The organism is Vibrio sp. 1-1(7), assembly GCF_013048485.1.
Taxonomy (GTDB): domain Bacteria; phylum Pseudomonadota; class Gammaproteobacteria; order Enterobacterales; family Vibrionaceae; genus Vibrio; species Vibrio fujianensis.
The window spans coordinates 825,378-840,543 of the sequence record NZ_VHSP01000001.1 but is presented as its reverse complement, the minus strand read 5'-3'; the positions used below and the strand labels follow the sequence as shown (position 1 = coordinate 840,543).

At 43.2% G+C, this 15,166-nt stretch carries 11 protein-coding genes and 1 riboswitch; of the genes, 7 read left to right on the top strand and 4 right to left on the bottom strand.

Features of this window, described 5'->3' with window-relative positions:
- Window positions 1-33 precede the first annotated feature (33 nt).
- From glgC to FKN05_RS03975, 3 genes are all read left to right on the top strand, one after another.
- Window positions 34-1,263, top strand: coding sequence for a glucose-1-phosphate adenylyltransferase (gene glgC, locus FKN05_RS03985; protein ID WP_170886942.1), 1,230 nt, complete (start codon window positions 34-36; stop codon window positions 1,261-1,263).
- A 10-nt stretch (window positions 1,264-1,273) separates the two neighbouring features.
- Window positions 1,274-2,722, top strand: coding sequence for a glycogen synthase GlgA (gene glgA / locus FKN05_RS03980; RefSeq protein ID WP_099612652.1), 1,449 nt, complete (start codon window positions 1,274-1,276; stop codon window positions 2,720-2,722).
- Between the two features lie 160 nt (window positions 2,723-2,882).
- Window positions 2,883-3,680, top strand: coding sequence for an alpha/beta fold hydrolase (locus tag FKN05_RS03975; RefSeq protein WP_099612331.1), 798 nt, complete (start codon window positions 2,883-2,885; stop codon window positions 3,678-3,680).
- Here the strand turns inward: FKN05_RS03975 and FKN05_RS03970 are convergent.
- The 4 genes from FKN05_RS03970 to elyC all read right to left on the bottom strand — a co-directional run bounded on the left by FKN05_RS03970 (window position 3,677) and on the right by elyC (window position 7,744).
- Window positions 3,677-4,360, bottom strand: coding sequence for a TVP38/TMEM64 family protein (locus FKN05_RS03970; protein ID WP_161427087.1), 684 nt, complete (start codon window positions 4,358-4,360; stop codon window positions 3,677-3,679). The genes FKN05_RS03975 and FKN05_RS03970 overlap by 4 nt on opposite strands.
- Before the next feature lie 203 nt (window positions 4,361-4,563).
- The gene (locus FKN05_RS03965) at window positions 4,564-5,154 is read right to left on the bottom strand and encodes a TfoX/Sxy family DNA transformation protein (protein WP_099612333.1); all 591 of its coding nucleotides are present in this window, start codon (window positions 5,152-5,154) and stop codon (window positions 4,564-4,566) included.
- Window positions 5,155-5,268: 114 nt separating this feature from the next.
- Window positions 5,269-5,353, bottom strand: a riboswitch (cyclic di-GMP riboswitch).
- A 139-nt stretch (window positions 5,354-5,492) separates the two neighbouring features.
- Window positions 5,493-6,503 carry an HTH-type transcriptional repressor PurR gene (gene purR, locus FKN05_RS03960; RefSeq protein ID WP_099612334.1) on the bottom strand — a complete coding sequence of 337 codons (1,011 nt, stop codon included), beginning with the start codon at window positions 6,501-6,503 and terminating at the stop codon, window positions 5,493-5,495.
- A gap of 419 nt (window positions 6,504-6,922) precedes the next feature.
- A complete protein-coding gene (gene elyC, locus FKN05_RS03955) occupies window positions 6,923-7,744 on the bottom strand; it encodes an envelope biogenesis factor ElyC (RefSeq protein ID WP_170886941.1) in 822 nt (273 codons plus the stop codon).
- Window positions 7,745-7,832: 88 nt separating this feature from the next.
- Between elyC and cmoM the strand changes: the two genes are divergently transcribed.
- The 4 genes from cmoM to mukB are packed head-to-tail and all read left to right on the top strand — an operon-like array spanning window position 7,833 to window position 15,126.
- Window positions 7,833-8,621, top strand: a complete 789-nt coding sequence (gene cmoM / locus FKN05_RS03950) for a tRNA uridine 5-oxyacetic acid(34) methyltransferase CmoM (protein ID WP_099612653.1) — start codon at window positions 7,833-7,835, stop codon at window positions 8,619-8,621.
- A gap of 1 nt (window position 8,622) precedes the next feature.
- A complete protein-coding gene (gene mukF / locus FKN05_RS03945; protein WP_170886940.1) occupies window positions 8,623-9,960 on the top strand; it encodes a chromosome partition protein MukF in 1,338 nt (445 codons plus the stop codon).
- A complete protein-coding gene (gene mukE / locus FKN05_RS03940; RefSeq protein ID WP_161427091.1) occupies window positions 9,941-10,669 on the top strand; it encodes a chromosome partition protein MukE in 729 nt (242 codons plus the stop codon). The genes mukF and mukE overlap by 20 nt, the downstream gene beginning before the upstream one ends.
- Window positions 10,666-15,126, top strand: a complete 4,461-nt coding sequence (gene mukB, locus FKN05_RS03935; protein ID WP_170886939.1) for a chromosome partition protein MukB — start codon at window positions 10,666-10,668, stop codon at window positions 15,124-15,126. The genes mukE and mukB overlap by 4 nt, the downstream gene beginning before the upstream one ends.
- Window positions 15,127-15,166 lie beyond the last annotated feature (40 nt).

Here is a 15,166-nt window from a genome sequence, read left to right as displayed (position 1 = left end):
TAATTTGACATGACGGCAAACCAATGGAAAATGATGGAGAAGAATATGAGTGGTGTATTAGGAATGATTTTGGCCGGCGGTGAAGGTTCGCGTTTGATGCCGTTGACTGAATCCCGTACAAAACCTGCCGTTCCGTTTGGTGGAAGCTATCGATTGATAGACTTTGCGCTTAATAATTTCGTTAATGCCGATTTAATGCGAGTTTATGTGTTAACACAATTTAAATCTCAATCACTCTATTTACACATGAAAAAAGGATGGAATGTTTCCAGTATACGAGATCGTTTTATTGATTCCATTCCAGCTCAAATGCGTGATGGTAAACGTTGGTATGAAGGTACAGCGGACGCTATCTATCAAAACCTTCGTTTTGTCGAAATCTCTGAAGCTGATGATGTTTGCATTTTCGGTTCCGATCATATTTATAAGATGGATATCCGGCAAATGCTTGAGTTCCATCGCCGTGTAGAAGCAAAACTGACCGTTTCCGCCCTACGCATGCCATTGTCTCAAGCGTCACAATTTGGTGTGATTGAAGTCGATACGAATGGGAAAATGATAGGCTTTGAAGAAAAGCCTAAACAGCCCAAATCGATTCCAGGGGCTCCAGAATGGGCTCTGGTTTCAATGGGAAATTACATCTTTGAAACGGAAACGCTATGTAAAGAACTGCGTGAAGATGCGACCAATGAACAATCGAGTCATGACTTTGGCAAGGACATCATCCCCAAAATGTTTCCTCAAGGTGACGTTTATGTGTATGACTTCTCAACTAATACTATCAAAGGGGAAAAGGGAATAACCTACTGGCGTGATGTCGGTACCATAGAGTCTTACTGGTCTGCTCATATGGATTTATTACAAAAAGATGCGCCATTCTCGTTATATAACCGTAGTTGGCCATTACACACTTACTATCCTCCATTACCACCTGCCACGTTCGTTGATATGGATGAGAAAAAAGTGGAGATTACAGATAGCTTAATTTCCGGAGGAAGTTATGTACAAGGGTCGACAATCTATAAATCTGTACTTGGCTTCAGAACCAACATTGCCCATGGATCGTTGATCAGTGAATCGGTGATTTTAGGTGACGTTAAAATTGGTGCAGGGTGTACGATTAAACGCACGATTATTGATAAAAATGTAGAAATCGCCCCTGGTACCGTTATTGGTGAAGATTTAGAACTGGATAGACAACGATTCCATGTTTCTGATGAAGGAATTGTTGTGATAGCAAAAGGGACAAAATTTGGATTCTAATCATGAGAAAATGAACATTTGGTTCGCTGTTTCAGAAGCTGAAGGACTAGTGAAAAGTGGCGGCTTAGCCGATGTGGCGAAGGCACTGCCAAAGGCTTTAATGGATCTTGGTCATCAGGTAGCCATTGTGCTACCTGGTTATCGCACCATTGATGAAAAACAAAATTTACCGGTTATTCTTGAAACAGAATTATTGCATTGGCCACATACTCGTTATCAAGTTCGTTTGACTGAACTCGACAAGGTGCCTGTCTATTTGATTGATTGTGAAGAATATTTTGATCGACCAGACTTATATGCAGAGCAGAACCATGCCTATGTCGATAATGGCGAGCGTTTTGGCTTTTTTTCCGCCGCTTGTTTAGATATTTTACCTAAATTAGCCATTCACCCGGATATTATTCACGCGAATGATTGGCACACGGCATTAATCCCTTTCTTATTAAAAACGCGTTATCGTGATGATGGTTATTACAGCGGCATAAAAACCATATTAACTGTCCATAATGCTATTTTTAAAGGTATTTTTTCTTATCATCAGTTGGAAATTATCCCTGAATTGAATCTATCGGGAATGGAATTTTTACAGTATGGCCATGATCATGTGAGTACTTTAAGAGCAGGAATTGCCTTTGCTGATAAAATTAATGCGGTTAGTCCTAACTATGCTTCCGAGTTGTTAACACCATTAGGTTCACACGGTTTGGTCGACGATTTTGTTCGCCGTGCGCGCGATCTACATGGAATCATCAATGGGTGTGATTACTCTGAGTGGAGTCCAGCAACGGATCGTTATCTACCACAAACTTACCATGCAGAAGAGAATGCTTTAAAATCAGGGAAGGCAAGCAGTAAGCAAGCGCTCCAGCAAGAGCTAGCATTACCACAAGTTGCGATACCTATGTTCGGCATGGTGTGTCGATTAACCCACCAAAAAGGATTCCATTATTTACTACCGATTCTCGATCAGTTTTTGCGCAATGAAGTGCAGCTGGTGATCGTAGGGACGGGAGAATCTCAAATCGCTGAAAAATTACATAAGATTGCAGCTACCCATCCTAACAAATTTGTTTTTATTGAAGCTTATAGTAATCGTCTTGCTCACTTGGTTGAAGCCGGCTCAGACTTTTTTATTATGCCATCGGAATTTGAAGCGTGTGGGCTAAACCAAATATACAGTATGGCTTATGGAACTCTGCCTATCATTCGAGAGGTTGGTGGGCTGAAAGACACCGTTCAAGACTATGATAAGTACCCTCAGCAAGCAACAGGGTTTGGTTTTCAGGATCCAACGCCGGCAGCCTTGTTGATTACGATGCAAAGAGCCTTGTTATTTTATTTGCAAAATCCGGATGAAATGCTAAAGGTTCAATTAAGAGCGATGCAGAAAGACTTTAGTTGGCTTGATTCAGCGCAGGAATACTTAAAGATGTATCGTTCGGCAATTTTCGATTACTAATGAAGGGAGGCAGAGCGTAGTCGTGATTGATGCGCTCTGTGCTTTGTCAGTGAGCCAATATCGGCATGTTTTATACATGATTTTTTACAACTCTGAGCAAATGTACAAGGTAAATTATGCTAATCTTCTCTACTAAGTAAGTTGAGTTTATGTGGTGTTCATGCCCCAAGGTTTGTTGTTTCATAAAATTTATCCCCATCCAACCAGTAAAGACTGGGTTGTTTTTGTTCATGGTGCAGGAGGAAGCTCTTCTATCTGGTTTAAGCAGATAAAAGACTATAAACAGCATTTTAATTTGCTCTTGGTTGATTTACGTGGGCACGGTAAGTCGAATCAATTGTTAAAAGATTTATTGGCTCAGCGCTATACTTTCAAGTCTGTAACGCAGGATGTTTTGCGTGTTCTTGATCATCTCAAAATCCAGTCCGCTCACTTTGTTGGTATGTCACTGGGAACGATTATTGTTAGAAATATGGCAGAGTTGGCTGGCGAGCGTGTCAAGAGTATGGTACTCGGCGGAGCGGTTACTCGATTAAATATTCGTTCACAAGTCTTGGTGACACTTGGCCACTTGAGTAAACATATCATGCCTTATATGTGGCTTTACCGCTTATTTGCATACGTTGTCATGCCGCAATCAAGCCAAAAAGAATCTCGACACTTATTTGTCAGAGAGGCCCAGAAGCTTTGTCAAAAAGAGTTTAAACGCTGGTTTACCTTGACGGCTGAAGTGAATCCATTAATGCGTTATTTTAAAGAAAGAGCGTTACCGATTCCTACGTTATATGTAATGGGGGCGTGTGATTATATGTTTCTTCATCCCGTTAGAGAGATGGTTGCAGCACATCAGCAGAGTGAATTAGTAGAAATTCCTGATTGCGGCCATGTCTGTAACGTTGAGCAGCCGCGTTTGTTTAATCAAGTCTCTATCGATTTTATTTACCAGCAAAGCAATTAATGGTGCTTTGTCCGCTGATAGCGTAATCGTTTAATTAGCCATTTGGCCAGCAATGGAAAAAGGCCAAGTAATACAAAAGAAAATAACACAGAAGGGGATATGATCCCCGAGAGCTGATCTATTTCACTCAACTGAGTTCCCGCATTAATATACACTGCCGTTCCAGGTAGCATACCTAATTGGCTGACCCAGTAATAGCGCCAAGTCGTTATCGAGGTGAGCCCCATTAATAAGTTAATCAGAAAAAAAGGCAAAATAGGCATCAGTCTTAACGAAAATAGGTATAAGGCACCATCTTGACTGATTCCATGATTGAGTGTAATCAACTTATCAGAGAAGCGGCGGTATACCCATTCTTTGAGCAAATAGCGGCTAATCAAAAAGGCGATCGTTGCTCCCAGTGTACTGGCAAAAGACACTAAAAATAAACTGATCCAAAAACCAAATAAGGCCGCACCAAGAAGAGTAAATACAGCCGCGCCAGGAACGGAAAAGGCGGTTAATAAGACATAAAAAACAAAATAGAGCAGAGCTGCGATGGCAAAATGTTCATCAATCCATAGAGATAGTTGAGTGTGGTGCTGTTTGATTGAGCTTAGATTGAGATATTGTTGTAAATTGACAGTGAGCAAGATCACTATCGCAAGTAGTATCAATCCAACCAGCATTTTTCGGGTCATTGAGCGGCCTATACTATAGTGGAAAAATTTAATTAGTGGCAAAATTTAGCGTTATCCAATGGATACAGAATAGAACATATTTGGGTATCGTGTGATTTAGGTTAAACTATGACAATAATTAGCCCAACGCAAGTTGGTTGGGTATACAACTCGCTGATGGACTAATTACTGTTTGAGTGCTGAAAAGCACTAAGAGAGTGTTTTTAAGATAAACGCTTAATAAGTTCCTCGCGTCGCGAAAGCGGAATGACTGACCAGTGCTTTCTTTCAATTGCGCCTTCTAATGCCCACAATAGCTCTAGGCTAACTTCGCTGGAATGGCTTTGTTGTATCGCTTGATAAGCAGCCAGTGCGCCTTGTTGATGCAGTTGTTCAACGGAGTTGATGCCGGCTTTTTTCAACATGCGCTCAGTGGCTAGTCGTAAATTTGGCAAATCTTTCAGCCGTTCTGGTTTTGATTGCTCTTGGTTTTCTCGTTCAAGTTGAGCAATTTTTAAAGCGGATTGTGCCTCAGATAAAATGAATTGCGGATCTGACCAGCTCGTTTCAGGAAGAGCATAATATTTGGTCACAACGGGGAACCCTTTTTTTGTATACACATAGGGTTGATAACCTTGTTGTTTAAATTTGGCGGCTAATTTATCGTTTGCTCGTATATGCAGTTGGTTATTAACCACTAACGCAAACATCGTGTCATTAGCAAAAATGCCAAAACCGCCAAACATTGAACGCGATTTGATACGGCCAAGTGGCTCAAAAAGTCGCATTGAGTCTTTTAATACGGGTTTATCCATGTTGTAAATCTCGGTGTATTAACTAATTCGCCACCAAATCAGGTCCGAGAGACTAGCAAAAAACTGCTAAAAGATGTCAATAAGAAGTTAACTTCCTGTCTATGCAGTTTAGCCATCGGCAACCCCGCTACCTACCACATTCGGGTTTAGGCCGGAGGCTTTGCGTCCCACCCTTTCAGATGGTTTGCCCTGTGCGTGACATACTGTATTTCGAGTATTACCTCAGAATACGGATGATAAAGTCATTAAAACTGAACCGTTGTCACTTTTCATTTTTTTGAAAATGTGACTCTGGTTCGGTTTTTAGTGATTTTAATCGGTTTAGTTACGCTTATCCATCATTTTTTGGTTAAGTCTCGTACCGTATCGCGTTCAACAATTTCTGGATGCATTTCAAATGTACGGCGTTCGTGTTCTTTATCTTTAATTCGTTCCAGCAGTATTTCAAAGGCATTTTTACCGACTCGGCGTTTGGGCTGGTGAATGGTAGTTAATGGTGGCGAAAAATATTCAGCAAGTTCAATATTATCGTATCCGATAATGGACATGTCGTCAGGAACTCTAACTCCACGTTGTTGTAAACGGCTGATTAAGCCAAGTGCCATCGTATCATTAAAACAAAATACAGCGGTTGGGCGGGTATCCATGGCGAGAATTTTATCGGCCGCTAAAACGGCGGTATCACATTCAAAGTTACCTTCTAAAATCCAATCATCATTAACGGGAAGGTTCGCTTCGGCCATGGCACGACGAAATCCAGTAATCCGTTCTTGGCAAGCGGCTTTGACAAAATGACCACTAAGACAAGCGATAGCTTTATGCCCTTTCTCAATCAGATACTTCGTTGCGAGATAACCCCCTTCTTCTGAGTTATCAATGATCTTATCCGCTTGAGATGTTTCTGGCCCCCAATCCATAATGACTTTAGGAATGTCCGGGTGGCTTTCGAGCATTTCCAGTAACTCTTCTGTTAAGTCAGAGCACATGACCAACATGCCATCGACACGTTTTTCTGCCAACATGCGAATGTAGTCACGTTGTTTTTCATAAATCCCACCGGTATTACATAAAATCAATGTATACCCTTGGCGGTAGCAATAACTTTCAACCCCATCAATCACTTCAGAAAAGAAAAGATTGGTTGATTGCGTGACGAGCATACCAATTGTACGTGTTGTGTTGCATTTTAAGCTCCTTGCCACCGCGCTTGGTGCGTAGTTCAGTTGCTTAACTGCTTCGAGTACTTTTTCTTGTGTCGTTTCTGCAACAAAACGGGTTTTGTTGATCACATGAGATACGGTCGTTGTGGATACACCCGCTAAGCGCGCAACGTCTTTAATCGTAGCCATAAATTTATCCTATCAATGACTGCTGGAGCCGGCATAGGCTTTCACTTCATTGAGTGCAGCAGTAGTTATACCCAGGCTTCCCTCTGATAGGGGCATTCGGCGTTATGATGCGATAGGCGATGTTGATTTTATGATACTGGCTGAGAAAAATAGCCATTTTGCCTGTTGCTTGACGATAACGCTTCATGATTTGGGCACCGGCTTTAATTAGCCTAAAAGTAATAAAAAAACAAAAACCGCTGTTAAATAGCGGCTTGATTTTTACATTCATCTTGTCAGTAGCGAGCAAGATTTTAGACTGCAACGACTCAACCCGCAATGAAATTTAGCTTAAATATGCATTATAACCATACAAAATTGTCAGTAAACGTAGCAATTTGTGAGCAAGAGCCGTGTATCTTGATTTGCTGGTTTATTGGTTATTGAGTATTACTGAGTTCAGCGTTGTTATGCTGACTGACCCAATCTCGCATCGATTGCCACATCAGTCCCATCGTTTCAAACCAATAGCGCTCTGTTTGTTCTAGATATTTGGCTTTGGGAATGTATTTATCCCAAGCTTGACTCACTTTCGTTTGGGCTAGGTAGTTGGTCGGAGCAGGGATAGGCGTGAGTCCAACAGAGTGAAATTCATTCATCGCTCGTGCCATATGACTTGCAGAAGTGACAAGAACCAGTTTTTTATGCTGAACAAAAGCAGCAGCTTGCCGCGCTTCTTCCCAAGTATCTTGTGCGGTTTCCAGTAAAATAATATCAGATTTTGACACACCAAGCGCGAGAGCCACCTTGGCGAGCATTCTCGCATGGCTAAATTCAGTACCACCGGCATAGCCTGATAAAATCAGCTTAGCGCCAGGGTACATGTGTAAAATACGGATGCCTTCCGTTAAGCGCATCAATGCCGTTCGAGTTAACTCCGAGGTGGGTGGAATCGTACCATCCACAACATGGCCATTGCCAAGCACCATCACATAATCAACGGAACCGTCGACGGGCAGAAACGCGCTGTATTGACGCTCTAAAGGCATTAAGAGGCGGCTAGAAAGGGGTTGAAAGGCAATTAAAAACAGACCGCTCAATGCAAAGAGCACTACAAGACAGCCTGTTTTACGTTTGGCGGTAAACATGATTAACATTAAACCGACAAAACCAATGATCAGCAGTGCTGGCAAAGGCATCAGAAGCGAGGAAACGATTTTTTTCAGCTCAAACATAAACAAAATAGTCCGAAAAAACAGCACTTGATAGTAAAATCAGCGAAAGATTCTTTATTCCTGCCATTCCTATGACAGAATAGCAGCACGATTGATTATCATAGCTCAAGCCACAGTGACAGAAGACCGTAATTTCGACGATATTGCCCACAAATTTGCAAAAAACATTTATGGTTCTGACAAAGGTGAGATTCGCCAAGTAATTGTTTGGCAAGACCTCATGAGTCTACTTACCCATTTCGATGAAGCACAAGCTCCGTTGCACATTTTAGACGCGGGCGGTGGTTTGGCACAGATGTCACAAAGATTAGCGAAATTTGGTCACAATGTCACTCTATGCGATCTTTCTTCTGAAATGTTGCATTTGGCAAAACAGGCGGTTATTCAGAATGGTTTACTTGAACGGTATTGCTTTGTACATACCCCTGTCCAAGCGATCGATAAACATTTACCAGCACCTGTCGACATTGTGATGTTCCATGCGGTCATGGAATGGTTGGCAGATCCTCAACAGGCATTGCACCATTTGTTGAACCAAGTGCGAGTGGGTGGAATGGCATCGATTATGTTTTATAACCAACATGGCTTGGTGTACAAAAATGCAGTGTGTGGCAATATTCCTCATATTCTAGCGGGAATGCCCCACCGCAAACGTTTTAAACTTCAGCCTCAACAAGGTTTATTGCCGACCGACGTTTATCAGTGGATTGAACAAGCCGGATTTGAAATTTGTGGAAAATCCGGTATTCGCTGTTTTAGTGACTATATTGGTAACATGCAAAATATGGGTGAATATCAATATGAAGATCTTTTGGCTCTGGAACGACATTATTGCCGTCAAGAACCTTATCTATCATTAGGTCGCTATATCCATGTTTGGGCTAAGAAAAAAGAACAGGTATAACATGAGTGAATTAACTCAAAACGCTGCAGAGCAGCCCATTGATGAATTGGTGAGTTGGGTTAAGCAGCATGATTTCTCCTTGAACCTCAGTGCAGAGCGGTTAGCTTTTTTAATTGCCATTGCCGTGTTGAGCCATGAACGGTTTGATGAAGAGCTTGGTGAAGGCGAGTTGCATGATGCTTTTGCCATTGTAACTCGACTATTTACGGAGACGGGGGAGCCTTCGGCTTTTCGAGCAAATAATGCCATTAATGAATTAGTCAAACAGCGCTTGATCAGTCGATTTACTAGCGAAGTGACAGAAGGAATGAGTATCTATCGTCTTTCACCACTTGCAATGGGGATCACTGACTACTACCTTCGTCATCGTGAGTTTTCCAAATTAAAGCTCTCGATTCAGCTTTCGATGGTCGCCGATGAAATGGCGAAAGCGGCTGAATCTGCTCAGAAGGGCGGTACAACAGAGCACTGGAAAAAAAACGTGTATGGCGTACTGAAATACTCTGTCGGAGAAATTTTTGATCGCATTGATCTTAACCAACGCGTTTTGGATGAACAGCAGCAATCGGTAAAACAGCAAATTGCTGACCTGCTCAATCAAGATTGGCGAGACGCCATTCAACAGTGTGAACGTTTATTATCAGAAACCTCATCGACACTGCGAGAGCTGCAAGATACCTTGCAGGCTGCAGGAGATGAACTGCAAACCCAAATTCTCGATATTCAAGAAAAAATTTATGGCGATCCTGAACTTGAATTTATTGAAGAAGTGCTATTTTCACTGCAAATGAAGTTGGATCGCATCATCAATTGGGGCCAACAAGCGATTGATTTATGGATAGGTTATGATCGACATGTGCATAAATTTATCCGAACGGCCATTGATATGGATCAAAATCGAGCCTTCAGTCAACGTCTTCGTCAGTCAATGAATGATTATTTTACCCAGCCATGGTTATTAACATTTGCAGAGGCAGAACGCTTATCCGATCTGCGTGATGAAGCATTAGTGCTCCGAGATGATGAGGTGACAGGGCAGCGGCCAATGGACGTGGAATATGAAGAGTTTCAGCAAGTGCACGACGCAATTTCAGAGCGTATTGGCCATATGCTTAAAGCTCATAAAGAACAGCAGTTACCCATCGATTTAGGTATCGTGTTACGTGATTACCTCGCTTCACATCCGCGTACACAGCACTTTGATCTGGCTAGAATCGTCGTCGATCAAGCCGTGCGTCTCGGTTATTCTGAATCGGATTACCGAGCCGTTCAACCAAACTGGCAAGCCATTAACGAATTTGGGGCAAAGGTACAAGCAAATGTCATCGACCGATATTAATGAATATATGCCAGAGCAACTGGCCAAAGCGATAGTGAATCCGCTTTTCCCGGCTTTAGATAGCCAATTGCGCGCAGGGCGGCATGTGTCTAGTGATGATCTAGATAACCATGCTTTCTTATCCGATTTTGAACCTGAGTTAGCATTATTTTACCAACGTTATAATACGGAGTTAGTTCGTGCGCCAGAAGGTTTTTTCTATCTTCGGCCGCGTTCAACCTCCTTGATTAACCGCAGCGTGCTATCTGAACTGGATATGCTGGTGGGTAAAGTCCTTTGTTTTCTCTATTTAAGCCCTGAGCGGTTGGCGCACGAAGGCATTTTTACCAACCAAGAGTTGTATGAAGAACTGCTCTCATTAGTTGATGAGAAAAAACTGATGAAATTGGTCACTCACCGTGCCACGGGTTCAGATTTAGATAAAGAAAAATTGTTTGAAAAAGTTCGCTCTTCGTTACGTCGATTACGTCGTTTGGGTATGCTTATTCATATCGGCGAGACAACCAAGTTTCGTATTACCGAGGCGGTTTTCCGTTTTGGGGCCGATGTGCGAGTAGGGGATGATATGCGTCAAGCACAATTACGTTTGATCCGCGATGGTGAGGCGGTCGTCCATAACCAAGAGCCTAACCAACCAAGCTTATTAACTGATGAAGTTGAATTGCAACCACAACATGAACAAGATGAAGTATGGGAAGATGAAGCATGATTGAAAGAGGTAAATATCAATCACTCACCATGATCAACTGGAATGGCTTCTTTGCCCGAACTTTTGATATCGATAATTTAGTGACCACATTATCCGGTGGTAATGGCGCAGGCAAATCGACCACAATGGCGGCGTTTATCACCGCATTAATTCCTGACCAAAGCTTACTGCACTTTCGTAATACAACGGAAGCGGGGAGCTCACAAGCCTCTCGTGATAAAGGACTGTATGGTAAATTGCAGCCGGGAGCTTGTTATGCGGCACTTGATGTGGTGAATTCACGTCATCAACGTTTCTTGTTTGCGGTCAAACTTCAGCAAGTGGCTGGGCGAGATAAGAAAGTTGATATTAAACCCTTTGTTATTCAAGGCCTACCTAGCCATATCAAACCGACGGATATTTTGATAGAAAGTGTTTCAGATCACCATGCCCGTGTTCGTCAGCTCAATGAAGTGAAAGAAGCCCTGAGTCGTATCGAAGGGGCACATTTCAAACCATTTGCTTCGATTGTGGATTACCACAGTCAGATGTTTGAATCAGGCGTGGTGCCTAAAAAACTGCGAAATAGCAGTGACCGTTCCAAATTTTACCGCTTGATTGAAGCCTCGTTATATGGCGGTATTTCCAGCGCGATTACCCGCTCATTGCGTGATTATTTATTGCCACAAAATGGCGGAGTGAAAAAAGCGTTCCAAGATATGGAATCGGCATTGCGTGAAAATCGCATGACTTTAGAAGCCATTAAAAACACGCAAGCAGATCGAGATCTGTTCAAACATCTAATTGCTGAGTCAACCCAATATGTTGCTGCTGACTATATGCGCCACGCGAATGAGCGTCGTATTAACGTTGAGCAAACCTTGTCGCTGCGCCAAGAGCTTTTTACCGCTCGTGAAACCCTAATTGAGCAAAACCAGTTACTTAATCGTGTTCATGAAGAGTTAGAAATGCTGGCTGAACAAGAGTCTGCACTAGAGCAAGATTACCAAGGCGCTTCCGATCATTTACAACTGATGCAAAATGCCCTGCGACAGCAAGAAAAAATTGCTCGTTATCAAGAGGATTTAGAAGAGCTCAGTATTCGTCTTGAAGAGCAGTTAATGGTGGTCGAAGAAGCGCAAGAACGTGTCATGTTGGCGGAAGAACAAGCGACGATGGCCGAGGAAGAAGTCGATAGCCTGAAAACGCAATTGGCTGATTATCAACAAGCGCTTGATGTACAACAGACCCGCGCTTTGCAATACCAACAAGCGTTACAAGCCCTCGACAAAGCTCGCCAGCAGCTTAATGATCCCACTCTCTCCGCAGAAGTTGCTCATGCGCGAATCAGTGAGCTGAATGCCCAGCAAGAGCAAAAAACCAGCGAGCTATTATCAGTAAAACACAAATTGGATATGTCATCAGCGGCGGCTGAGCAGTTTGAACGAGCGCTGAGTTTAGTGAAAAGCGTGGTGGGAGACGTCGACCGTAGCCAAGCGGCTGAACATGCGAAAACTATTTTACGTCAAGCACAAGATGCTCAACAGGTAGTACAAAATGAACAGTCGTGGTTGGAGCAACAGCGAGATCTGCACCATCGAATTGAACAGCAAAACCTTGTACAGCAGCAAGTCAATGACTATTACAAGCACCATCAGGTTCTTCTGAGTGAAGAAGATAGCCTTGAGTTAGAGCGTGAACGCCACCAAGCGTTGTTAGAGAGTTTGGAGCAGAGCCAAGAAACGCTACGTGAGCAGAGAAGTCAGCAACGTCGCCTTGAGCAAGAACTACACTCTGATATTGCCCGTTGTGAAAGCATTGCTCCAGCATGGATTCAAGCCAATGATGCTTTAGCAATTTTACGCGAACAAAGTGGTGCTGAGTTAAATGACCGCCAGTCTGTCATGCGGGAGATGCAATCGCTGCTAGAGCGTGAAAAAGTACAATCGCTGGAGAAGGACAAACTGGCTCAGCGTCGAGCCTTACTTGATAGCGAAATTGAGCGGCTTGCTTCACCGGGCGGTTCAAACGATCCTCGTTTGAAAGGGTTGGCCGATACACTAGGTGGCGTTTTATTGTCTGAAATTTATGATGATATTACTCTGGAGGATGCGCCTTATTTTAGTGCGATGTATGGCCCTGCTCGGCATGCGATCGTGGTCTCTGATTTATCTGGCATAAAAGAGAAGTTGGTTGAGCTGGATGATTGTCCTGAAGATCTCTATTTAATCGAAGGGGATATCGATGCCTTTGATGACAGTTCGATTGATGTTGAAGAGTTAGCCGGGGCGGTTTGTGTTCAGTTAAATGATCGACAAATGCGCTATTCTCGTTTTCCAGAGATCCCTTTATTTGGGCGAGCTGCTCGTGAGCAACGTTTAGAGCAACTTCGTTTAGAACGAGAAGAGATCGTTGAAGCGCATGCCAAAGCGGCTTTTGATTCGCAAAAACTGCAACGTTTATACAGCAGTTTTAACCTTTTTGTGGCTGAGCATTTACAGTGCGCATTTGAAGATGATCCTGAGCAAGCATTATTGACGGCACGTGAAAAACGCAATCAGGTACTTCGTCAGCTAACTGAGCTGGAAAATCAAGAGCTGCAACAACGCAGCCAACGCCAATTGAGTAAACAAGCCTTATCGACACTCGATAGTATTGCTCCGAATTGGCGTCTGCTGGCTGAAAATACCTTGCAGGAGCGCTTAACTGTACTGAATGATAAATTGGAGCATCTGAGCCAAGCGAAGGTCTTTCTTGCTCAGCATCGTCAAACGGTTGAACAGTTACAGGCGCTGGCTTCTGCTCTAGAGGTGGATCCAGAGCAGTTTGATGCACTCGAGCAGCAATATCAACAAGCGGATCAGGTGCTGCAAAGCTTAAAAAGTCAGATCTTTGCTCTGTCTGATCTCTATGAGCGTCGCCAGCATTTTTCTTACTCTGACTCTGTTCATCTACTTAGCCAGAGTAGTGAGTTAAGTGAGCAGTTAAAAGGGAAACTCATACAAGCGGAAAGCATTCGAAACCGTCGTCGCGATGAATTAAAGCAAGCACAAACTCAGTTGAGTCAGTATCATCAAGTCTTGGCGTCTTTAAAAAGCTCTCATCAAGCCAAGCTGGAAACAGTACAGGAATTTAAGCAAGAGCTACAAGAATTTGGGGTTCAGGCCGATGAGAGCGCATTAAGTCGTGCTTTGCAACGTCGTGATGATCTGCATGAACGTTTACATAGCTCTCGTGGTCGTCGGAGTGAATATGAGCGAACGATCACCTCGACCGAAATGGAAATGAAGTCGTTAGTTAAGCGACTGAAAAAATTGGAAAAAGAATATCGAGACCTGCGTACCTTGGTGGTGAATGCAAAAGCGGGTTGGTGTTCAGTATTGCGCCTGGCGCGTGAAAATGATGTCGAACGTCGTTTACATAAGCGTGAACTGGCGTATTTATCAGCCAGTGAACTCCGCTCGATGTCTGATAAGTCACTAGGGGCTTTGCGTTTAGCGGTTGCTAATAATGAAGAATTACGCGATGCGTTACGCTTATCAGAAGATAATGCACATCCTGAACGTAAGGTGCTGTTTTATATTGCTGTTTATCAGCATCTACGGGAACGTATTCGTCAAGATATCATTCGAACAGATGATCCAGTTGAAGCGATTGAGGAAATGGAGGTTGAGCTTGCTCGTCTAACAGAAGAACTGACTCAGCGAGAAAATCGCTTGGCGATCAGCTCTGATTCTGTTGCTAGTATTATCCGTAAGACGATTCAACGTGAGCAAAATCGTATTCGTATGCTTAACCAAGGGCTATCGAATATTGCCTTTGGTCAAGTGAAAGGCGTTCGTCTTAACGTCAAAGTGCGTGAAAGTCATGAAATTTTGCTCAGTGGGCTAGCTGAGCAACAAACGCAGCATAAAGACCTGTTTGAAAGCACTCGTTATACTTTCTCTGAAGCAATGGCGAAACTGTTCCAACGAGTCAACCCACACATTGATATGGGACAGCGTTCACCTCAGGTGCTGGGGGAGGAGCTGCTGGATTATCGTAATTATCTTGAGCTAAGTGTTGAAGTGAACCGTGGCTCCGATGGTTGGCTACAAGCCGAGTCTGGCGCATTGTCTACTGGTGAAGCTATTGGTACGGGGCAATCGATCCTGCTGATGGTGATACAAAGCTGGGAAGAAGAATCTCGTCGTTTACGCAGTAAAGATATTGTTCCCTGTCGCTTGCTTTTCTTAGATGAAGCAGCACGTTTGGATGCAAAGTCAATCGCTACCTTATTTGAGCTTTGTGAGCGTTTGGATATGCAATTGTTGATCGCCGCGCCGGAAAATATTAGCCCAGAGAAGGGCACAACTTACAAGCTTGTTCGTAAAGTCTTTAAAGATCACGAACATGTCCATGTGGTAGGTTTACGTGGTTTTGCAAATCAAGAGCAAGTAAAAAGTGAAGCGCAACAATTGGCTGAAGCGTTAAATTAACGGTTCGCTTTGATCATAAAACGCCTTCGATATGAAGGCG

What these genes read in the sequence shown, in the direction of transcription:
- FKN05_RS03965 (WP_099612333.1), bottom strand. Translation starts at nt 5,154, where the DNA reads ATGGATAAACCCGTATTAAAAGACTCAATGCGACTTTTTGAGCCACTT.
- mukE (WP_161427091.1), top strand. Translation starts at nt 9,941, where the DNA reads ATGTCATCGACCGATATTAATGAATATATGCCAGAGCAACTGGCCAAA.
- purR (WP_099612334.1), bottom strand. Translation starts at nt 6,503, where the DNA reads ATGGCTACGATTAAAGACGTTGCGCGCTTAGCGGGTGTATCCACAACG.
- mukB (WP_170886939.1), top strand. Translation starts at nt 10,666, where the DNA reads ATGATTGAAAGAGGTAAATATCAATCACTCACCATGATCAACTGGAAT.
- glgC (WP_170886942.1), top strand. Translation starts at nt 34, where the DNA reads ATGGAGAAGAATATGAGTGGTGTATTAGGAATGATTTTGGCCGGCGGT.
- FKN05_RS03975 (WP_099612331.1), top strand. Translation starts at nt 2,883, where the DNA reads ATGCCCCAAGGTTTGTTGTTTCATAAAATTTATCCCCATCCAACCAGT.
- FKN05_RS03970 (WP_161427087.1), bottom strand. Translation starts at nt 4,360, where the DNA reads ATGACCCGAAAAATGCTGGTTGGATTGATACTACTTGCGATAGTGATC.
- mukF (WP_170886940.1), top strand. Translation starts at nt 8,623, where the DNA reads ATGAGTGAATTAACTCAAAACGCTGCAGAGCAGCCCATTGATGAATTG.
- glgA (WP_099612652.1), top strand. Translation starts at nt 1,274, where the DNA reads ATGAACATTTGGTTCGCTGTTTCAGAAGCTGAAGGACTAGTGAAAAGT.